The organism is Streptomyces aureus, assembly GCF_000725495.1.
GTDB classification, from domain to species: Bacteria; Actinomycetota; Actinomycetes; order Streptomycetales; family Streptomycetaceae; genus Streptomyces; species Streptomyces aureus_B.
The window spans coordinates 486881-507971 of record NZ_KL647039.1; the positions used below are offsets into that span (position 1 = coordinate 486881).

General features: G+C 71.4%; 17 protein-coding genes. 8 read left to right on the forward strand and 9 right to left on the reverse strand.

Translation table 11 applies throughout. The features are described 5' to 3' along the window. Positions 1 to 37: 37 nt before the first annotated feature. Positions 38 to 1231: an RtcB family protein gene (locus IO36_RS38485; RefSeq protein ID WP_037627342.1), complete on the reverse strand. Its 1194-nt coding sequence runs from the start codon at positions 1229 to 1231 to the stop codon at positions 38 to 40. Between the two features lie 202 nt (positions 1232 to 1433). Here IO36_RS38485 and IO36_RS38490 point away from each other — a divergent pair, with 202 nt between their 5' ends. The 3 genes from IO36_RS38490 to IO36_RS38500 all read left to right on the forward strand — a co-directional run bounded on the left by IO36_RS38490 (position 1434) and on the right by IO36_RS38500 (position 4532). Continuing rightward, a complete protein-coding gene (locus IO36_RS38490; protein WP_037627343.1) occupies positions 1434 to 2288 on the forward strand; it encodes a hypothetical protein in 855 nt (284 codons plus the stop codon). A gap of 147 nt (positions 2289 to 2435) precedes the next feature. Beyond that, complete coding sequence (locus IO36_RS38495; RefSeq protein WP_078943697.1) at positions 2436 to 3338, forward strand: DUF3558 domain-containing protein; 903 nt, start codon at positions 2436 to 2438, stop codon at positions 3336 to 3338. Positions 3339 to 3527: 189 nt separating this feature from the next. Continuing rightward, positions 3528 to 4532, forward strand: coding sequence for a DUF2637 domain-containing protein (locus IO36_RS38500; RefSeq protein WP_037627346.1), 1005 nt, complete (start codon positions 3528 to 3530; stop codon positions 4530 to 4532). Between the two features lie 92 nt (positions 4533 to 4624). Here IO36_RS38500 and lysS read toward each other — a convergent pair whose 3' ends face one another. Next, positions 4625 to 6367: a lysine--tRNA ligase gene (gene lysS / locus IO36_RS38505; RefSeq protein ID WP_037627348.1), complete on the reverse strand. Its 1743-nt coding sequence runs from the start codon at positions 6365 to 6367 to the stop codon at positions 4625 to 4627. A gap of 162 nt (positions 6368 to 6529) precedes the next feature. Here lysS and argS point away from each other — a divergent pair, with 162 nt between their 5' ends. From argS to IO36_RS38525, 4 genes are all read left to right on the forward strand, one after another. After that, complete coding sequence (gene argS, locus IO36_RS38510) at positions 6530 to 8299, forward strand: arginine--tRNA ligase (protein WP_037627351.1); 1770 nt, start codon at positions 6530 to 6532, stop codon at positions 8297 to 8299. Positions 8300 to 8426: 127 nt separating this feature from the next. After that, positions 8427 to 9305, forward strand: coding sequence for a DUF4253 domain-containing protein (locus IO36_RS38515; protein WP_037627353.1), 879 nt, complete (start codon positions 8427 to 8429; stop codon positions 9303 to 9305). Between the two features lie 150 nt (positions 9306 to 9455). Continuing rightward, complete coding sequence (locus IO36_RS38520; RefSeq protein WP_078943698.1) at positions 9456 to 10136, forward strand: RNA polymerase sigma factor; 681 nt, start codon at positions 9456 to 9458, stop codon at positions 10134 to 10136. Beyond that, on the forward strand, positions 10129 to 11298 hold the full coding sequence (locus tag IO36_RS38525) for a CU044_5270 family protein (protein ID WP_051901254.1): 1170 nt from the start codon (positions 10129 to 10131) through the stop codon (positions 11296 to 11298). The genes IO36_RS38520 and IO36_RS38525 overlap by 8 nt, the downstream gene beginning before the upstream one ends. Here the strand turns inward: IO36_RS38525 and IO36_RS38530 are convergent. Beyond that, positions 11234 to 12442, reverse strand: coding sequence for an aminotransferase-like domain-containing protein (locus IO36_RS38530; protein WP_037627355.1), 1209 nt, complete (start codon positions 12440 to 12442; stop codon positions 11234 to 11236). The two genes, IO36_RS38525 and IO36_RS38530, sit on opposite strands and share 65 nt — an antisense overlap. Before the next feature lie 203 nt (positions 12443 to 12645). Next, positions 12646 to 13548 (reverse strand): SAM-dependent methyltransferase, encoded by a 903-nt coding sequence (locus IO36_RS38535; RefSeq protein WP_037627357.1) that lies wholly within the window; start codon positions 13546 to 13548, stop codon positions 12646 to 12648. Between the two features lie 141 nt (positions 13549 to 13689). Between IO36_RS38535 and IO36_RS38540 the strand changes: the two genes are divergently transcribed. Beyond that, positions 13690 to 14238, forward strand: a complete 549-nt coding sequence (locus tag IO36_RS38540) for a DinB family protein (RefSeq protein WP_209441328.1) — start codon at positions 13690 to 13692, stop codon at positions 14236 to 14238. A gap of 128 nt (positions 14239 to 14366) precedes the next feature. Here the strand turns inward: IO36_RS38540 and hemB are convergent, their stop codons facing one another. The 5 genes from hemB to IO36_RS38565 form a co-directional block, all read right to left on the reverse strand. Then, positions 14367 to 15359, reverse strand: coding sequence for a porphobilinogen synthase (hemB, locus tag IO36_RS38545; protein WP_037627358.1), 993 nt, complete (start codon positions 15357 to 15359; stop codon positions 14367 to 14369). Positions 15360 to 15628: 269 nt separating this feature from the next. Then, a complete protein-coding gene (locus IO36_RS38550) occupies positions 15629 to 17332 on the reverse strand; it encodes a bifunctional uroporphyrinogen-III C-methyltransferase/uroporphyrinogen-III synthase (RefSeq protein ID WP_037627359.1) in 1704 nt (567 codons plus the stop codon). After that, on the reverse strand, positions 17329 to 18288 hold the full coding sequence (gene hemC / locus IO36_RS38555; protein WP_037627362.1) for a hydroxymethylbilane synthase: 960 nt from the start codon (positions 18286 to 18288) through the stop codon (positions 17329 to 17331). The genes IO36_RS38550 and hemC overlap by 4 nt, the downstream gene beginning before the upstream one ends. After that, complete coding sequence (locus IO36_RS38560; RefSeq protein WP_037627364.1) at positions 18285 to 20000, reverse strand: glutamyl-tRNA reductase; 1716 nt, start codon at positions 19998 to 20000, stop codon at positions 18285 to 18287. Before IO36_RS38560 ends, hemC begins: the two co-directional genes overlap by 4 nt. Further along, positions 19997 to 20755: a redox-sensing transcriptional repressor Rex gene (locus tag IO36_RS38565; RefSeq protein ID WP_037627366.1), complete on the reverse strand. Its 759-nt coding sequence runs from the start codon at positions 20753 to 20755 to the stop codon at positions 19997 to 19999. The genes IO36_RS38560 and IO36_RS38565 overlap by 4 nt, the downstream gene beginning before the upstream one ends. Positions 20756 to 21091 lie beyond the last annotated feature (336 nt).

The following is a 21091-nucleotide window of genomic DNA, read 5'->3' on the forward strand; positions in this document are numbered from 1 at the left end:
CCGAACGGTGAGGCCCCGAAGCGGGGCCCCACCGGCATCAACCCTTCACGCAGATGAACTGCTTCAGCTTCGCCACGACCTCCACGAGGTCGCGCTGCTGCTCCATCACCTGCTCGATCGGCTTGTAAGCACCCGGGATCTCGTCCACGACGCCGGAGTCCTTACGGCACTCCACACCCCGCGTCTGCTCCTCCAGGTCCTTCGTCGTGAACCGGCGCTTGGCGGCGTTCCGGCTCATGCGTCGACCCGCACCGTGCGAAGCCGAGTTGAAGGCCTTCTCGTTGCCGAGACCCTTCACGATGTACGAGCTGGTCCCCATGGAGCCCGGAATGATCCCGTACTCACCGGAGCCTGCACGAATGGCACCCTTACGCGTGACGAGCAGGTCCATGCCCTCGTACCGCTCCTCCGCAACGTAGTTGTGGTGGCAGCTGATCTCGGGCTCGAAGGCCGGCTTCGCCTTCTTGAACTCCTTGCGGATCACGTCCTTGAGGAGCGCCATCATCAGCGTGCGGTTGTACTTCGCGTACTCCTGGGCCCAGAACAGGTCGTTGCGGTACGCCGCCATCTGGGGCGTGTCCGCGACGAAGACGGCGAGGTCCCGATCCACCAGGCCCTGGTTGTGCGGGAGCTTCTGCGCGACCCCGATGTGATGCTCGGCCAGTTCCTTGCCGATGTTCCGGGAACCGGAGTGCAGCGTAAGCCACACAACGCCCTCGGAATCGAACAAGAGTTCGATGTAGTGATTTCCGGCGCCTAGCGTCCCCATCTGCTTCACGGCCCGCTCCTCACGGAACTTCACCGCGTCCGCGACCCCCTCGAACCGCCCCCAGAAGTCGTCCCACCCGGCGGTGGCCAGGCCGTGGAAGCGGTCCGGGGTGACCGGGGAGTCGTGCATCCCGCGGCCCACCGGGATCGCCTCCTCGATCTTCGAGCGGAGGCGCGACAGGTCGCCCGGCAGGTCGTTGGCGGTGAGGGAGGTCTTCACCGCGGACATACCGCAGCCGATGTCGACACCGACCGCCGCCGGGCAGACCGCGTCCCGCATCGCGATCACGGAGCCGACCGTCGCGCCCTTGCCGTAGTGGACGTCCGGCATGACGGCGAGGCCCTTGATCCAGGGAAGGGTCGCCACGTTCTGAAGCTGGCGGAGCGCGACGTCCTCGACCGAGGCGGGGTCGGTCCACATACGGATGGGAACCTGCGCCCCCGGCATCTCTACGTACGACATATCGTCCTCTATCCCCAGAAACACATCAGAAGTCTTAAATCGCAAAACCGGCGCCAAGGTCGACGTATGGGACAACGGACCGGCGTCCACGGCTGTGCGTGCGATACACATTGTCTCCAGGGGCCGCCCCCGCGCGGCAACCCAATAACCACAGGACACCCCGGCCGCAGCGCCGTCGGGAACCGTCGAGAGGAGCCTCACCGTGCAGCGGAAGGCGTACGTATCTGGCGCCGCCGTGCTCCTCGCGGCGGTGCTGGCGGGCTGCACGGGCGGTTCGGGCGTGGGCGGTTCGGCTCCGGACTCCAAGGGCGGCGACACGGGCACGACGGCCCCGGTCGCCCAGCCGGGCAAGTACCGCACCCTCCCGGAGGCGTGCGGCGCGGCCGACCACGACACGCTCGACGAGCTGCTGCCCGGCATCCAGGAGACCACCGACGAGACGCTGCAGGAGAAGGCGTACGCGGGAGAGGCCACGCTCACGTACGACACGGACCGGCGTGACGGCTGCGACTGGAAGGTGGCGTCCGCCGCCGGCACCGACCACCTCTTCGTCGACTTCGAGCGCGTGGTCTCGTACGACAACACGGTGAGCGACGAGAGCAAGGCGGAGGAGCTGTACGCCTCCAAGCAGACGGCGGCCGACCTTCCGGCGCCCGCCGCGTCCGCGTCCGAGTCCGCGGACACCACGCCGAGTCCGAGCGGCGGCTCCGGCGCCCCGGCCGACGACAACGCCGACGCGGGCGGGAAGAACGGCGACGCCTCGGGCGCCCCTTCCGGCCCGTCCGCGACGGCCTCCCCCTCGCAGACCCCGGCCGATCTCCAGCCGCGCGTGCTGGACGACCTGGGCGACGAGGCGTTCCTCGACGACAAGGTGAGCACCGGCTCGTCGACGGCTCAGCAGCGCACGGTGACTGTGGTGTTCCGCACGTCCAACGTCATCGTGACGATCGAATACGCGGAGCAGCCGACGGCTTCGGCGAGCGCCCCGGACAGCAAGGAAATGCAGGACAAGGCCCGGAAACTGGCCGCGAAGCTGGCCTCCCGGCTCAACGGCTAGCGGCTCCGCGGCCGCTGGGGGCACCCCGGCGCAAACCCCCCGAACGGGAACCGCCCTGGCGCCCCACCGCGTACCGTGGCCCCTCGGACCCGACCGGTCGCACACGCCATGTGCGGTCGTACCACGAGCGCCACGAGTGAAGGAACCATGCACCGACCAGTACAGCGAGCAGTCCGAGCACAGCGACTTCCCCGCATCCTTGTCAGCGCGGCCGCCCTCCCGGTGATGCTCGTCGCCGCGGGCTGTTCCTCGGACTCCGGCTCCGGTGACGACGCGCAGAAGGAAGCGAGCGCGGGCCCGGGAGCGACGGTGTCCGCGAGCAGCGCGGCCCCCACCGTCCAGCCCGCCAAGTACCAGACGCTGCCCAAGGCGTGCTCGGCGCTGTCGAAGAAGACGCTGGACGATCTGATACCGAAGGGGTCGAAGTCCGGCAAGACGGGCAAGTTGGACGAGCCGAAGCAGCGTGGCAACTGCAACTGGACCAGCCTCGACAACAACGGGGTGAAGGGTTCTCAGTTCCGCTGGCTGAACGTGGCGCTGCTGCGTTTCGACTCGGACGCGCGCGGCTCGGGCGACGAGCAGGCCCACGACTACTTCCAGAAGCAGGTGTCGGCCGCGCAGACGGTCGCGGACGCGCTGGACAGCAAGTCGGCTCCGGTCGCGGGTACGGGCGACGAGGCGACGGCCGTGCGGTACGGGCTGAAGAAGAAGGAGGGCACCTTCAAGCAGCAGACGATCGTGGCGCGCGTGGAGAACGTGGTCGTCACGCTCGACTACAACGGTGCCGGTCTCGCGGGCGAGAAGACCCCGGACCCGGCGGCGCTGCTGAAGGCGGCCGAGAAGGCCACGAAGGAGGCGGTGGCCGCGGTGGCCGCCGCGAACGGCGACGGCGGCGCGGCGGGCGCGGGTTCGCCGGCTCCGTCCGGCTCGTCGAAGGCCCCGTCGTCCTCCGCGTCGCCGTCGGCCTCGGCGTCCAAGAGCGCCGCGGGTACGTCGAAGGCGGGCTCGAAGAGCGCGTCGCCGTCGCAGTCGGCGGCGAAGAAGAGCTGATCCGGCCTCGGCCGTGAAGGGGCCCGGCCCGGTTCTCCGGCGGGCCTTTCCCGGGAGCCCGGTTCCCATCGGAACCGGGCTCCGTCCATACCGCGCATCCGTACGCCACACACATGTGCCACTCTGTTGCGCGCAACAACACGCAAGGGGAGGGGAGTACCGGTGGCCGCGCCCATACAGCTGACACGGATGCACAAGATTCTCATCGGTGTGGTCGTCGCCGGTGCGCTCATCATCGCCGGGATCGGCTTCGCCGGTTCGTACGCGGCGGTCCGTGAGCTGGCGTTCAAGAAGGGGTTCGGGAACTTCTCGTACGTCTTCCCGATCGGCATCGACGCGGGTATCGGCGTTCTGCTGGCCCTCGACCTCCTGCTGACGTGGATCCGCATCCCGTTCCCGATGCTGCGCCAGGTCGAGTCGCTGATGCCGCTGCGTCTGGCCCGCTACGGTGTGCCGCTGGCGGAGACGGCCGCGGCGGGTCTCGCGGCGGCGGGCATCGAGCCGGCGGTGCTGCCTCCGGCGCCCGCGCCCGCTCCCGCCCTGGCGCCGGCCGACGCGTCCGCGGGCGGTCGTGCCCCGGAGCCCGCGGCGGCCCTTCAGCCCCAGTCCATCGAGCAGCGCCCCGCTGCCGAGGGCGGCGAACGCCCCGGGTCGCCGGAGTACGCCGAGCCGCAGAATCCGTGGCTCCAGGCGCGGAACCCCCAGTCCATCGAGTACCAGGGCGGCTACGACCCGGACGCGGCGTACCAGCAGTGGTTCGCGGAGCAGCAGCAGGCCGAGCTGTTCCAGGAGCAGCAGCAGTTCTGGGCCACTCAGCAGCTCCAGGAACAGCAGCGGTTCGAGGAGCAGCAGCGGTTCGAGGAGCAGCGGCAGTTCGGGCAGCAGTACGAGCAGCCGTCGGTCCCCGAGCCCGCCCCGGAGGTCTCTGCGGAGGACACCGGTACCTTCCCGATCCCGTCCGGCCCGGGCCGTACCCGTGACTTGGGTTCGGGCGGCAGCACGGAGCCGACCGAGGAGGACTACTACCTGGTCTTCAAGAAGTCGATAGACGGCAGCTACCCGACCTCCGGCCAGTTCAGGGGTGATGTGGAGGCGACGTACCGTGTCACGCTTCCGCAGCGTGAGGCCGACCGCATGGTCCAGCGGTTCACCAACCGCCACACGGCGGAGCTCCAGGAGGACCACATCGCCTAGGGGCGTCGGTGAACGAGCGCGACAGCGTGTACGAGGAAGGGGCTCCCGGTGATCACCGGGAGCCCCTTCCTCGTACGGCCTGGCCGTGCCGGTTACGCGCTGAGCAGCTTGCGCACCCGGTCCTGGCCCACCGCGAGCAGCAGCGTGGGCAGGCGCGGGCCGGTGTCACGGCCGACGAGCAGGTGGTAGAGCAGCGCGAAGAACGTGCGCTGGGCGACCTTGATCTCGGCGGGGAGTTCCTTGGCGGTGGCGTCGGCGGAGAAGCCCGCCTGGACCTTGGGAACGCCGTAGACGAGGTGGGTGAGGCCGTCCAGGGACCAGTTCGCCTCCAGTCCTTCGAGGAGCAGGCGCAGCGATTCGCGGCCCTGGTCGTCGAGGGACTTCAGGAGGTCCGTGTCGGGCTCGTCGCGGACGACGGTGCGCTCCTCGGCGGGTACCTGGGTGTTGATCCAGGTCTCGGCCTTGTCGAGGCGGGGCCGGACCTCGTCCAGGGAGGCGAGCGGGTTCTCGGGGTCGAGTTCGCTCAGGATGCGCAGGGTCTGGTCCTCGGCGCCGGCGGTGATGTCGGCGACGGAGGCGAGGGTGCGGTACGCCATCGGGCGGGGGGTCCGGGGCAGCTCTCCGGCGGCGGTGCCGACCGCGCGGCTGTACGCGGCGGCGTCGGCCGGGAGGACCGAGCCGTCGGCGACCTTGCCGGCGAGCTTGTCCCACTCGTCGTAGAGCCGCTGGATCTCCTGGTCGAAGGCGATCTTGAAGGACTGGTTGGGGCGGCGGCGGGCGTAGAGCCAGCGCAGCAGCTGCGGCTCCATGATCTGGAGCGCGTCGGACGCGGTCGGGACCCCGCCCTTGCTGCTGGACATCTTGGCCATGCCGGAGATGCCGACGAAGGCGTACATCGGGCCGATGGGCTGCTTGCCGCCGAAGATCCCGACGATCTGGCCGCCGACCTGGAAGGAGGAGCCCGGGGAGGAGTGGTCGACGCCGCTGGGCTCGAAGATCACGCCTTCGTAGGCCCAGCGCATGGGCCAGTCGACCTTCCAGACCAGCTTGCCGCGGTTGAACTCGCTGAGCAGGGCGGTCTCGGCGAAGCCGCAGGCGGAGCAGGTGTACGACAGCTCGGTCGTCGTGTCGTCGTAGGCCGTGACGGTGGTCAGGTCCTTCTCGCACTGCCCGCAGTAGGGCTTGTACGGGTAGTACCCGGAGGTGGAGCTGCCGTCGTCCTCGGCGGCGGCACCGGAACCCTCGGCGGCCTCCAGCTCGGCCTCGTCGAGCGGCTTCTGGCCCTGCTGCTTCTTGGCGGGGGCCTTCTTGGTGCGGTACTGCTCCAGGACCGCGTCGATGTCGCCGCGGTGCTTCATCGCGAACAGGACCTGCTCGCGGTAGGTGCCCGCGGTGTACTGCTCGGTCTGGCTGATGCCGTCGTACTCGACGCCGAGCTCGGCCAGGGCCTCGGTCATCGCGGCCTTGAAGTGCTCGGCCCAGTTCGGGTACGCCGAGCCGGCCGGGGCCGGGACGGAGGTCAGCGGCTTGCCGATGTGCTCGGCCCAGGACCCGTCGATGCCCGCCACGCCGTTCGGCACCTTGCGGTAGCGGTCGTAGTCGTCCCAGGAGATCAGGTGGCGCACGGTGTACCCGCGGCGGCGGATCTCGTCGGCGACGAGGTGCGGGGTCATGACCTCGCGGAGGTTGCCGAGGTGGATCGGCCCGGACGGCGACAGGCCGGACGCGACGACGACAGGTTTGCCCGGGGCCCGGCGCTCCGACTCCTCGATGACCTCATCCGCGAAACGGGAGACCCAGTCGGTGGTCTCGGTGCTCTGAGCCACGATCGGCACGTCCTTCTTCCTCAAACGCGAGTACGGCTGACGCGACCATTCTCCCAGCTCGGACCCGAACCGCGAAAACGGCTTTTCACCACGTGGGATACTGGCTTTCCTTGTACTCAGATTCTCCGTATTCAGAGTCTCCGGAACCCGAGCAGAAACGGCAGCCACTCCATGGCCTCGGTCACGTCCCTCACCGCTTCCGTCCATCAGCGCCTCGCGGACGCCCTCTCGGCAGCTCTGCCCGAGACCGGCTCCGCGGACCCGCTGCTGCGCCGAAGCGACCGGGCCGATTTCCAGGCCAACGGGATCCTGGCCCTGGCCAAGAAGGCGAAGGCGAACCCGCGCGACCTCGCGACGCAGGTCGTGGAGCGGGTCGCCTCGGGTGACGTGATCAAGGACATCGAGGTCTCCGGGCCGGGCTTCCTGAACATCACGGTCACCGACCGGGCGATCGTGTCGAACCTGGCCGAGCGGTACGCGGACGGTGAGCGCCTCGGGGTGCCCCTGGCCGAGAACCCGGGCACGACGGTGATCGACTACGCGCAGCCGAACGTGGCCAAGGAGATGCACGTCGGTCATCTGCGGTCCGCGGTGATCGGTGACGCGGTGGTGCAGATCCTGGAGTTCACCGGCGAGTCCGTCGTGCGGCGGCACCACATCGGGGACTGGGGCACGCAGTTCGGCATGCTCATCCAGTACCTGATCGAGCACCCGCACGAGCTGGACCACAAGGGCGGCGAGGTCTCCGGCGAGGAGGCCATGTCGAACCTGAACCGGCTCTACAAGGCGGCGCGGACCGTCTTCGACTCCGACGAGGAGTTCAAGACGCGGGCGCGGCGCCGGGTGGTGGACCTCCAGGCGGGTGAGCCCGAGACGCTGGCCATGTGGCAGAAGTTCGTGGACGAGTCGAAGATCTACTTCTACTCGGTCTTCGACAAGCTGGACATGGAGATCCGGGACCCGGACGTGGTCGGCGAGTCCGGCTACAACGACATGCTGGACGAGACGTGCCGGCTCCTGGAGGAGTCGGGCGTGGCGGTCCGTTCGGACGGCGCGCTGTGCGTGTTCTTCGACGACGTGAAGGGCCCGGACGGCAACCCGGTGCCGCTGATCGTGAAGAAGTCGGACGGCGGCTACGGCTATGCGGCGACCGACCTGTCCGCGATCCGCGACCGTGTCTTCAACCTGAAGGCCGACAGCCTGATCTACGTCGTGGACGCCCGGCAGTCCCTGCACTTCAAGATGGTCTTCGAGACCGCGCGCAGGGCCGGCTGGCTGAACGACGACGTGAAGGCGCAGCAGCTCGCGTTCGGCACGGTGCTGGGCAAGGACGGCAAGCCGTTCAAGACCCGTGAGGGCGAGACGGTCCGGCTGGTGGACCTGCTGGACGAGGCGATCGACCGGGCGACGGCCGTCGTGCGGGAGAAGGCCGAGAAGGTGGGTCTGACCGAGCGGGAGATCGAGGAGAACGGCCGGTTCGTCGGCATCGGCGCCGTGAAGTACGCGGACCTGTCGACCTCGGCGGTGCGGGACTACAAGTTCGACCTGGACCAGATGGTCTCGCTGAACGGCGACACGTCGGTGTACCTCCAGTACGCGTACGCCCGTATCCGGTCGATCTTCGGCAAGGCCGGCGAGCGCACCCCGCTGGCTCACCCGGAGCTCGAACTGGCCCCGGCGGAGCGGGCGCTGGGCCTGCACCTGGACCGGTTCGGGGAGACGCTGGAGGAGGTCGCCGCCGAGTACGCCCCGCACAAGCTGGCGGCGTACCTGTACCAACTGGCGTCGCTGTACACGACGTTCTACGACCAGTGCCCGGTCATCAAGCCGGCCCCGGAGCAGGAGGTCGCGGAGAACCGCCTGTTCCTGTGCGACCTGACGGCCCGCACCCTCCACCAGGGCATGTCCCTCCTGGGCATCAGGACGCCGGAGCGGCTCTGACACCCCACCGGGGGGCCTGAGTTCAGGCCCCCCGGCAGCCGGGCCCGTTCGAAGAGCACCGCACGCGTGGCGGGACGCGGCACCCGTGGCCGGGGCGCTGTCAGTGGCGGGTCCTACAGTCACCGGCATGGCGACCCTTCCCAATCCGCTGCCGCGGCTGGCGGCAGACCCGAGCGGGCACGCGCTCGGGCTCGGTCTTCCGGCCGGGCGACTGATCGACGCGACGAGCGACGGCCCGTGGCACGAGCCCCTGTTGTGGCACGCCGAGGACCGGGCGGCTCCCGGCGGCTGGGCGGCCCTGTCCGGCGCCCGGACCTCCGGGCTGCTGCCGGTGCTGCTGGACGTCGGCGACACGCAGAACGGACCGGCGGAGTGGGAGCTGTCGCCGGACATGATGTCGTACCCCGGGGACCACGACGCCGAGGAGGTGCTGGCGGAGCTCTGGGAGGCGTACGCGGGGGCGGAAGCCGGCGCCGACGAGGACCACCCGGGCGAGGACGAGGTCGTCGAGGTCTTCGGGGAGCAGCCCGGCCCCGACGGGACGATCGCTCCGTACGGGCCGCTCCGGCCCGGCCCGGCCGACGCCACCGCGCCCGACGCGGACCCGGACGCCCGCGCCGCCGAGGTCGCCGACTCCCTCACCGCGTCCGGCTCCTGGCTCAAGGACCCCCGGCTCGCCCTGGTCTTCGCCCGCCGCAGCGCCGACATCCCGGCGGTCATCGGCTGGACCGGGCCAGTGAACCACGAGAACGACGTGGCGCGGCTGTGCGCGGTGCTCCGCTCGTGGGAGGACCGCTTCGGCATACGTGTGGTGGCCCTGACCTTCGACCAGCTGGTGGTGTCCGTGGCGGCCCCGCCGACGACGATGGCCGAGGCCGAGGCGGTCGCCGCCGAGCACTACGCGTTCTGCCCGGACAACATCGACCAGGGCAGCCGGACGACCTTGCGGGAGTACGCCGAGCGCGAGGTGCTGAACGAGAAGGTGTGGGCCTTCTGGTGGGACTGAGCCGACGGGACTGAGCCGGCCGGATCGAGCCGCTCCTCGATGCGCCGGAAAACTGGTCGCCCGGAAACGGGAACTCGAAAGCGGGCTGCGACGGACAGCGGGTGAACTGCCCCCGTCTTCGAGGAGATCCATGAGCCCGAGAGGCGACCGATGACCCTCTCACCGAGCGTCAAAGTCCACGGTCCCCCCGCCGCCGCCTATGCCACCGGCGGGGCCGCGGCGGGTACGGCCGACGACTCCGACGCCTCGGTGATCGAGCGGTCCTTCGACGAACCCGACGTGTTCGCCGAGCTGTTCCGCCGCTACGCCGACGACATCCACCGGTACGCGGCCCGGCGCCTCGGCACGGAGGCCGCGGACGATCTGATGGCCGAGACGTTCGTGATCGCCTTCCAGCGGCGGCGCCGGTACGACCTGTCGAGGCCGCACGCCCGGCCCTGGCTGTACGGGATCGTCACACGGCTGATCGGCGGGCACCGCCGGGCCGAGGCACGGCAGTTGGGGGCACTGTCCCGGGTCGTCTCCACGGTTCCGGCCGACGAGAGCGCCGGCGAGGCGCTGGCGGAGCGGGTGGTCGCCCGGATCAGCGCCGAGAGCACGCGCGGAGCCCTGTCGGCGGCCCTGGCGAAACTGCCCGCGCGCCACCGGGACGTCCTGCTGGTCATCGCCTGGGGAGACCTCGACTACGCGGAGGCCGCCGAGGCCCTGGGCATACCGGTGGGCACGGTGCGCTCCCGGCTGCACCGGGCCCGGAAGAAGCTGCGCGAAGCACTGGGCGGGTCGGATCCCACAGCCTTTCGAGAGGAACAGGAGGAACCCCGCCGTGGATGACCTCACCCTGGTACGCGACCTCGCGGCGACGGCCGAGCCGGCCGGACCGACCGACCGGGCACGGGCCGTCGCCTTCAGCCGGCTCCAGGACGCCATCGGCGAGGAGATGGGCGGAGGAACGGCCCTCGCCCGGCAGCGCCCGCTGTCGCGGCGGCTGGTGTTCCGCGCGGCGATCGCGGCCACCGGCACTGCCGCGGTGGCCGGCACGACCCTGCTGGCCGTCCGCGCCGGGGGCACGCGGTCGCCCGCGCTCACCGCCGCCGAGGTGCTGCACAAGGCCGCGGACCGGTCGCGGTCGGACGGCACCGGCATGCCGATCCCCCGCGACGACCAGTACATGTACTCCAGGGAGATCACCCACCGGACCTACGACAGGGACGGTCGGAAGATGCGGCTCGTCGACGAGTGCTGGTTGTCGGTGGACGGCTCGAAGCCCACCCGGTACATCTACAACGGCAGGATTCAGGACGACCCGCCCCTGGGCAAGCACGAGGTGCAGTCGATCCCCCTGCAGTACTCGAAGCTGAAGAAGTGGCCGACGGACCCGGACGAGCTCCTCACATGGTTCCGGGGCGGCGGGGGCGCCGCGCAGGATCCGCAGGGCGACGCCATGGCGTACTTCCAAGCATGCCTGTTCCTGCGGGGCCCCCGGGTCCTGCCTCCGGGACTGCGGGCCGCCGCGTTCGAGGCCCTGTCGAGGATGCCCGCCGTCAGGATCGACCACGACCGGGTGAACGCGCTCGGCCGGCACGGCATAGGGGTCTCCTATCCCAAGATGGCGATGGGCTTCCTCTTCGACTCGAGGACCTACGCCTACCTCGGGATATTCGAGCGCGGACACTCGGACAAGAACGGCGGGTTCTACCAGGTCAGAGGCGTCGTGGTGCAGGGTGTCGTGGACCGGATCGGCCAGCGGCCGGCCTCCCGGGACACGGCCCGGAGGACTCCCTCGCCCTCGGCGACCCCGTCCCCGGGCGACGCGTCGGCGTCTTCGACCTCCGCGTCCCCGTCGCCCACCTCCGTGTCCTCGGCTCCCGCATCCCCGACGCCGTCCGCGACCTCCGCGAGCCCGTCGCCCGCGTCGCCGTCCCCGTCCGCTAGCCCCGCAAGCCCGTCTCCAACCGCCGCAACCCCTCGGCGATCTCCTCCGGCGTCTGGGTGACGAAGCACAGGCGCAGCGTCGACGTCTCCGGGGTGGCCGCGTAGAAGGGCGCGCCGGGGACGTAGGCCACGCCGCGGTCCACCACCCGGCGGAGCAGGGCCGTCGTGTCGTACCCCTCGGGGAGACGGGCCCAGAGGAACATGCCGCCTTCCGGGCGGGTCCAGGTGGATCCGTCCGGCAGGGCGGCGCCCATGCCCGCGAGCATGGCGTCACGCCGCTCGCGGTAGACGGCCGCGACCTGGGCCACGTGGGAGTCCAGGTCGCGGTCGGCCAGATAGCGGGCGGCGGCCAGCTGGTTGACCGTCGGGGTGTGCAGGTCGGCGGCCTGCTTGGCGACGGTGCACGCGCGGCGCAGGGCCGCTGGTGCGCGCAGCCAGCCGAGCCGCAGGCCCGGTGCCATGACCTTGGAGAAGGAGCCGAGGAGGACCGTCCGGTCCCCGGCGCCGTCCTGGGTGGCGATCCACGGGACCCGCTCGCCCTCGAAGCGGAGCTCCCCGTACGGGTCGTCCTCGACGATCCACAGGCCGTGCGCGGCGGCGGCCCGGGCGACGGCGGCCCTCCGGCCGGCCGGCAGGGTGCGTCCGGTCGGGTTCTGGAAGGTGGGCACGGTGTAGAGGAGCTTGGGGCGCTCGCGCGCCACGAGTTCGCCGAGGGCGTCGGGGTCGAGGCCCTCGTCGTCGCCCGGCACGGCCACCACGCGCGCCCCGGCGAAGGCGAACGCCTGAAGTGCCGCCAGATAGCAGGGGCTTTCGACCAGGACGGTGTCGCCGGGTTCGAGCAGGGCGGTGGCGAGCAGCGACAGGGCCTGCTGCGAGCCGGTGGTGACGAGGACGTCGTCGGGCCCGGTCGGCAGTCCGCGCGCGCTCATGCGGTCGGCGAGGGCGGCCCGCAGCGACGGTTCGCCCTCGGTCGTCGAGTACTGCAGGGCGCGTTCGGGCTGGTCGGCGAGGACGTCCCGGTAGGCGGCGGCGATGCCGTCCGCGTCGAAGAGTTCCGGGGCGGGCAGCCCTCCCGCGAAGTTGATCACCTCGGGGCGGGCGGTGACCGCGAGGATGTCCCGTACCGGCGAACCGCCGATCGCGGTGGCCCGCGCGGCGAGCGGGGGCACGGGTGCGGTCGTGGCTGCGGGTTCGGTGACGGTCACGGTGACGGCTCCTTGTCCTTGCGGGCCGCGTCCCGCGCGGGCCCCGGCTCTGCGTCCCGCGCGGGCGGCTCCTCGGCGGGCTTGCGTCGTCGGGAGCGGTCCCGTCGTGACGGGGCCGCCCCCGACCGCACCCTAGGACGGTGCGTGGCCTCTACACACGCCCGTTCCGGGATGCGGACGGGGCTCCAACCCCGTTACCAGGACTACGGCTTGACGCCCGTTGCGACGTAGACGTTGATGTCCGCGTCCGTGACGTCGCTGATGTCGAGGTAGCGGACCTTGTCGACCGCGTCGAGCGTGGCGAGGAAGGCGGGGTCGGCGGTCTCGGGGGCCGGGGCGTCGCCGTCGGGGCGCCAGTGGTGGGCGGGGACGACACCGGGCTCGTCCAGGATCAGACCGTTCTCGGTGAAGAAGCGCTCGACCTCCGCCCTGGAACGCAGCACGAAGGTGAATCCCCGCTCGGTGAAGGTCCGTTGGACCGCGCGGATGTCCTCCGCGTTCAGGTCCTCGGTGAGGTGGCTCAGGACGAGGCGGCTGCCGGACGGCAGCGTGTCGACGAGCCCGCGCACGATGGGGTAGGCGTCCGCGTCCTCGACGAAGTGCAGGATGGCGACCAGCACCAGGGCGACGGGCTGCGTGAAGTCGAGTGTCTCGACGGCCTGTTCGAGGATCTGCTTGGGTTCCCTGAAGTCCGCGTCGATGTAGTCCGTACGGCCCTCGGGTCCGCTGGTGAGCAGGGCGCGCGCGTGCGCCAGGACCACCGGGTCGTTGTCCACGTAGACGACGCGGGCGTCCGGGGTGATGCGCTGGGCGATCTGGTGGACGTTCTCCTGCGTGGGCAGCCCGGTGCCGATGTCCAGGAACTGCCGGATGCCGCCCTCCGCGGCGACCGCGGTCACGGCGCGGCGCAGGAAGTCGCGGTTGTGCCGGACGTCGAGGTAGCCGCGCGGGTTCGCGGCGAGCGCGGCGGCGGCCGCGTTCCGGTCGACGGGGTAGTTGTCCTTGCCGCCGAGGAGGACGTCGTAGACCCGGGCGGGGTGCGCCTTGGTCGTGTCGATCCTCCTTCTCAGCTCGGCGGGGTCCTGGCCGAGGGCGTCACCGGACATGGGGCATCTCCCTGGAGGGTCGCGTCACCTGACGGTCAACAACCTAACTCCTGAAGGGACTTGATCGCGCCCCTGTCACCCGGAGCAACCCCCGTACTCTGCTTCACGGAGCCGCACGCCGGTGCGGACGGAGGGACGGGCATGAGCGACCGCGCCAGAAGGGGCGACCTGTTCGACGGCACCGACGCCGACCGGTTCTCCGGGCCGACCACCGGCGACGAACGGCACATGCTCGTCGACGTGCTGCGTGCCCAGCGCGCCACGCTGGAACTGAAGTGCGGGGGTCTGGGGCCGGAGTTGTCGCTGCGGTCCGTGGAGCCGTCCACGCTCTCGCTGCTCGGACTGGTCCGCCACCTCGCCGACGTGGAACGCCGCTGGTTCCGGCGGGTGCTGGCCGGACAGGAGGCGCCGGCCCTGTTCTCCTCGCCGGCCGATCCCGACGGGGACTTCGACGGCGCCACGGACGATCCCGGGTCGGCGGCGGAGGCGTGGAAGGCCTGGCGGGCCGAGGTGGCCTTCGCCGACCGCTTCACCGCCGAGGCCCGCGGTCTCGACGTCGAGGGCGACGACGTCTGGCGCGGAACGGTGTCGCTGCGCTGGGTCCTCATCCACATGATCGAGGAGTACGCCCGCCACAACGGCCACGCCGACCTGCTCCGGGAGCGGATCGACGGGACGATCGGACTGTGAGACGGGCCGGGGGCGACAGCGCTCGCGCTCCCGGCCCGCTGCATCCCGGCCCTCGCCGAACGGGCCCTCCGTGAACCGGCCCTCGCGAACCAGCTCTCTCTCGGTGAACCGGCCGCGGGTATCAGGACCTAGCGCAGGCCCCGGGCCACCTCGGTCGCCCAGTAGGTGAGGATGTTCTGCGCGCCCGCGCGCTTGATGCCGGTGAGCGATTCCAGGATCGCCCGGTCGCGGTCGATCCAGCCCTTCTCCGCGGCCGCCTCGATCATCGAGTACTCACCGGAGATCTGGTACGCCACGACCGGCACGTCCACGACGCCGGCCACCTTGGCCAGCACGTCGAGGTAGGGCCCGGCCGGCTTGACCATCACCATGTCGGCGCCCTCCTCCAGGTCGAGGGCCAGCTCGCGCAGGGACTCGCGGAGGTTGGCGGGGTCCTGCTGGTACGTCTTGCGGTCTCCCTTGAGCGAGGAGCCGACGGCTTCCCGGAAGGGGCCGTAGAAGGCGGAGGCGTACTTCGCCGTGTAGGCGAGGATCGCGACGTCCTCGCGGCCGATCTGGTCGAGCGCGTCGCGGATGACGCCGATCTGCCCGTCCATCATGCCGCTCGGGCCCACGACGTGGGCGCCGGCGTCGGCCTGCACCTGGGCCATCTCCGCGTAGCGCTCCAGGGTGGCGTCGTTGTCGACCCGGCCCTCGTCGTCGAGCACACCGCAGTGTCCGTGGTCGGTGGTCTCGTCGAGGCACAGGTCGGACATCACGAGGAGGTCGTCGCCGACCTCGGCGCGCACGTCCCGCAGGGCGACCTGGAGGATCCCGTCCGGGTCGGTGCCGGGCGTGCCGACCGCGTCCTTCTTGCCCTCCTCCGGAACCCCGAACAGCATGATCCCGGAGACCCCGGCCTCCAGCGCCTCCACGGCCGCCTTCTTCAGGCTGTCCCGCGTGTGCTGCACGACGCCGGGCATGGAGGCGATCGGCACCGGCTCGCTCACACCCTCGCGGACGAACGCGGGGAGGATGAAGTCGGCCGGGTGCAGCCGGGTCTCGGCGACCATCCGGCGCATGACGGGCGTGGTGCGCAGCCGCCGGGGACGCGTACCGGGAAAGGATCCGTACTTCGTCATGCGCTCTACGCTACGCCCGTCACGAGGGCCCCTTTACCGACTCCGCGTCGGAGTACGAAGGGCCCCCGGTCCGGGCCGCGCGGGGCCCGGAGGAGGACCGCACCGGGCCCGGGCACGGACCGCGCCGGCCCTCGCCCCCGCCCTCCGACGGCCCCGGCCGGCGGGTACCCGGGCGGCTTCCCGCCGGCCGGCTGAGTGGCCGTACGACGGCGAACGCCCCGCCCTCTCCCGGAGGAGACGGCGGGGCGTGCGTGGTGCGCGGGACGGCCTCAGGTGGTACGGCGTCTGCGTGAACCCGGGCGGCGTTCGCTCGGGCGGGTCACCGGGTCGCCGGCGTCCAGCGCGGCGGCACGGCGGCGCAGACCGAAGTCCGCCAGCGCCTCCGCCAGCTTGTGCACCGACGGCTCGGGAGCCATCACGTCGACCCGCAGCCCGTGCTCCTCGGCCGTCTTGGCCGTCGCGGGGCCGATGCAGGCGATCACCGTCACGTTGTGCGGCTTGCCGGCGATGCCGACCAGGTTCCGCACGGTCGACGACGAGGTGAACAGGACCGCGTCGAAGCCGCCGCCCTTGATCGCCTCACGGGTGTCCGCCGGCGGCGGCGACGCGCGCACGGTGCGGTACGCCGTGACGTCGTCGACCTCCCAGCCCAGCTCGATCAGCCCGGCGACGAGGGTCTCCGTGGCGATGTCGGCCCGCGGCAGGAAGACACGGTCGATCGGGTCGAAGACCGGGTCGTAGGGCGGCCAGTCCTCCAGCAGGCCCGCGGCCGACTGCTCGCCGCTCGGCACCAGGTCCGGCTTCACACCGAAGGCGACGAGCGCGTTCGCGGTCTGCTCGCCCACCGCGGCGACCTTGATGCCCGCGAAGGCGCGCGCGTCGAGGCCGTACTCCTCGAACTTCTCCCGGACCGCCTTGACGGCGTTGACCGAGGTGAAGGCGATCCACTCGTAGCGGCCGGTCACCAGGCCCTTGACCGCGCGCTCCATCTGCTGGGGCGTGCGCGGGGGCTCGACGGCGATCGTCGGCACCTCGTAGGGGACGGCCCCGTACGACCGCAGCTGGTCGGAGAGCGACGCCGCCTGCTCCTTCGTGCGCGGCACGAGCACCTTCCAGCCGAACAGCGGCTTGGACTCGAACCACGACAGCTGGTCGCGCTGGGCGGCGGCGGAACGCTCACCGACCACGGCTATCACCGGGCGGCCGCCGTCCGGGGACGGCAGCACCTTCGCCTGCTTCAGCGTCTGCGCGATCGTGCCGAGCGTGGCCGACCAGGTGCGCTGGCGGGTCGTCGTACCGGCGATCGTCACCGACATCGGGGTGTCGGGCTTGCGGCCGGAGGCCACCAGCTCGCCGGCGGCCGCGGCCACGGAGTCGAGCGTCGCCGACACCACGACGGTGCCGTCGGAGGCGCCGACCTCGGTCCAGCAGCGGTTCGAGGCGGTCCGCGCGTCGACGAACCGGACGTCAGCGCCCTGGGCGTCGCGCAGCGGGACACCCGCGTAGGCGGGCACGCCGACGGCCGCCGCGATACCGGGCACGACCTCGAAGGGCACACCCGCGGCGACGCAGGCGAGCATTTCCTCGGCCGCGTACGTATCAAGTCCCGGGTCCCCGGACACGGCACGCACGACCCGCTTGCCGCCCCGTGCGGCCGTCATGACAAGATTGGCGGCGTCCCTCGACGCGGGGTCACCAACGGTTGTTGACGCGCTGTCAACAACCGTCAGCTGAGGCGTGCCTGTGCCCTGGTACGGAACCGGCGAAGTGTCCGGATCCGTGTTCAGAACGGCGACGCCTTGTCTGGCGTGAACGCGCACCACGTCCAGCACGTCGTGCTCGGCGACGAGGACGTCCGCGTTCGCCAGCGCCTCCACGGCGCGCAGTGTCAGCAGCCCTGGATCTCCGGGTCCGGCACCCAGGAAGGTGACGTGCCCGTGGACCGGACCGGCGGGAAGGTTGGTGGGGCTCACAGTGCTCGCTCCCCCATCAGACCGGCCGCGCCCTTGGCAAGCATCTCGGCGGCGAGTTCACGGCCGAGCGACATCGCCTGGTCGTGTGTCTCGGGCACGGGACCGGTGGTGGACAGCTGCACCAGCGTCGAGCCGTCGGTCGTACCGACGACGCCGCGCAGGCGCATCTCCTTGACAATCTGCCCGTCGGCCAGAAGATCGGCGTACGCGCCCACGGGAGCGCTGCAGCCGGCCTCCAGGGCCGCGAGCAGGGATCGCTCGGCGGTCACGGCGGCCCGGGTGAACGGGTCGTCGAGCTCGGCGAGCGCGGCGACGAGGTCCGCGTTGTCCGCGGCGCACTCGATCGCCAGGGCCCCCTGGCCGGGGGCGGGCAGAACGGTGTCGGCCGACAGGAAGTCGGTGACCTCCTCGATGCGGCCGAGCCGGCTGAGTCCGGCGGCGGCGAGCACGACGGCGTCGAGCTCCCCGGCACGGACGTACCCGATCCGGGTGTCTACGTTGCCCCGGATGGCGACCGTCTCGATCGTCATGCCGTGGCCGCGCGCGTAGGCGTTCAGCTGCGCCATGCGGCGCGGCGAACCGGTGCCGACGCGTGCCCCGTCCGGAAGCTGCTCGAAGGTCAGCCCGTCACGGGCGACCAGCACGTCACGCACGTCCTCGCGCACCGGCACGGCGGCCAGCGCGAGGTCCTCGGGCTGCGCGGTCGGAAGATCCTTGAGCGAGTGCACGGCGAAGTCGACCTCCCCGCGCACCAGCGCCTCCCGCAGCGCGGTCACGAAGACACCCGTGCCGCCGATCTGCGCGAGGTGCTCGCGGGAAACGTCGCCGTACGTCGTGATCTCAACGAGCTCGACGGGCCGTCCGGTCACCCGGCTCACGGCTTCCGCCACCTGCCCGGACTGGGCCATGGCGAGTTTGCTGCGCCTGGTCCCCAGCCTCAAAGCCTGCTCACTCATGCTCGCCCTCGGTTCTTGGCGTTCTCGGTGTTGTTCTCGGCCCGCGAGACGGCGGCGACCGTCTCCGGGTCCAGGTCGAACAGGGTCCGCAGCGCGTCCGCGTACCCGGCGCCGCCGGGCTCGGAGGCGAGCTGCTTGACCCGTACGGTCGGCGCGTGCAGCAGCTTGTCGACGACGCGCCGCACGGTCTGGGTGATCTCGCCGCGCTGCTTCTCGTCGAGGTCGGGCAGCCGTCCGTCCAGCCGCGCGATCTCGTTCGCGACGACGTCGGCGGCCATGGCCCGCAGCGCCACGACGGTGGGCGTGATGTGCGCGGCGCGCTGGGCGGCGCCGAACGCGGCCACCTCGTCGGAGACGATCCGGCGCACCTGGTCCACGTCGGCGGCCATCGGGGCGTCCGCGGAGGCCTCGGCGAGCGTCTCCAGGTCGACGAAGCGCACACCGAGCAGCCGGTGGACGGCCGCGTCGATGTCACGGGGCATCGCGAGGTCGAGCAGCGCGAGCACCGGGGCGGGGCGCGGGGCCTCGGCCACGGGCTCGGGCACCCGGCGCTCGGGGATGCGGCCGAGGCTCGCGGCGGTGGCGGCCAGCGCGGCGATCACCTCGGCGTCGGCCTCGGCGTCCTCGCCGGGCGTACGACGGCTGTCGCGGCGCTCGACGGTTCCGGTGCCCTTGTCCACCCAGGCCGCGTGCTGCTCCAGGGTGGCGGCGTCCATGCCGGCGACGGCCGCCTCTCCCATGACGGAGAAGCCGGTGGCGCCCTGCACGGCGGACAGGTCCAGCGGACAGGCGTCGTCGCCGGGGGCGTCGGTGGAGGCGGGGTGACCGGCCGGGCCGGACACCGGCTCGCGCAGGGCCGCGGGCGTTCCCGTCCGTCCCTCGACGGCGGCGGCCACGGTCTCGGCCGTGAGCACGAGTCCGGTCGCCCCGGTGCACGAGACGGCGATGTCGGCACGTGTCAGCTCGGCCGGCACCGATTCCATCGGTACCGCGCGGGCCAGCACGTCCGTTTCGTCGCCGCCGGTGAGGATCTCGGCGAGGCGCTCGGCGCGGTCGGGGGTGCGGTTGGCGATCACGATCTCGCCGACGCCGACGCGCGCGAGCGTGGCGGCGGCCAGCGAGGACATCGAGCCCGCGCCGATGACCAGGGCCTTCTTGTCCTTGGCCCAGGCCTCGACGGGCCGTCCGGCGGACAGCTGCTCCAGGCCGAAGGTGACCAGGGACTGTCCGGCGCGGTCGATGCCGGTCTCGGAGTGGGCGCGCTTGCCGACCCTCAGGGCCTGCTGGAACAGGTCGTTCAGCAGACGGCCCGCGGTGTGCAGTTCCTGCGCGGTGGCGAGCGCGTCCTTGATCTGGCCGAGGATCTGGCCCTCGCCGACGACCATCGAGTCCAGGCCGCAGGCCACCGAGAAGAGGTGGTGGACGGCGCGGTCCTCGTAGTGGACGTACAGGTGGGGGGTGAGCTCCTCCAGGCCGACGCCGCTGTGCTGGGCGAGGAGCGTGGACAGCTCGGCGACGCCCGCGTGGAACTTGTCCACGTCGGCGTACAGCTCGATGCGGTTGCAGGTGGCGAGCACCGCGCCCTCGGCGGCCGGCTCGGCGGCGAGGGTGTCCTGGAGCAGCTTGACCTGCGCGTCCGCGGACAGTGCGGCCCGTTCGAGGACGCTGACCGGAGCGCTGCGGTGGCTCAGCCCGACGACGAGGAGACTCATGCCGGCATCACGGCGGGAACGTCCCCGTCGGGTCCTTCGCCCTGGTCGCCGCGCTCGGCCGGGGCGGCGGCACCGGCCTGCGCCTCGGCCTCCTCGCCCGCCTTGCGCTGCTCGTGGAACGCGAGGATCTGCAGCTCGATGGAGAGGTCGACCTTGCGCACGTCGACGCCGTCCGGGACGGACAGGACGGTCGGCGCGAAGTTCAGGATGGAGGTGACACCGGCGGCGACCAGACGGTCGCAGACGGGCTGGGCCGCTCCGGCCGGGGTGGCGATGACACCGATCGAGACACCGTTCTCGTCGATGATCTTCTCCAGGTCGTCCGTGTGCTGCACGGGGATACCTGCCACGGGCTTGCCGGCCATCGCGGGGTCGGCGTCGATCAGCGCCGCCACCCGGAATCCACGGGAGGCGAACCCTCCGTAATTGGCCAGTGCCGCACCGAGGTTGCCGATGCCGACGATGACGACCGGCCAGTCCTGGGTGAGCCCGAGTTCACGGGAGATCTGGTAGACGAGATACTCGACGTCGTACCCCACACCACGGGTCCCGTAGGAACCGAGGTAGGAGAAGTCCTTGCGCAGCTTCGCGGAGTTGACCCCCGCGGCGGCCGCGAGCTCCTCGGAGGAGACCGTGGGCACCGAGCGCTCCGACAGTGCGGTGAGGGCTCGGAGGTACAGCGGAAGCCGGGCGACGGTGGCCTCGGGAATTCCTCGGCTGCGGGTCGCCGGTCGGTGAGTTCGGCCAGTTGCCACGGTGCTCCTGCGGGTAGAGCGGGGCTGCAGGCGGTCACACCTAGCTAGACCGCCCCGTCGAATGCAGGCTATGTCTTTGTGAACGCGTGCACAAAGATGGTGTCCGATTTGCCCGCCCAACGTGACCGGGCTCACGCATGCCCGGCACGCCCGTATGCAAGGGGCGTGCGGACGACTCCGTTCCGCACTCGAAGGGGGCAAAACCGCACACTCTCCTCAACGAATCCCGCCCCCGAGACCAATCGCCGTCGATCCTAGGCGACGTTCCGGACGCCTTGGGCTGCTTCGGCAGGTCACAAATCGGGGTACACGCCGGACGCGGCGGGTGTGCTTCGT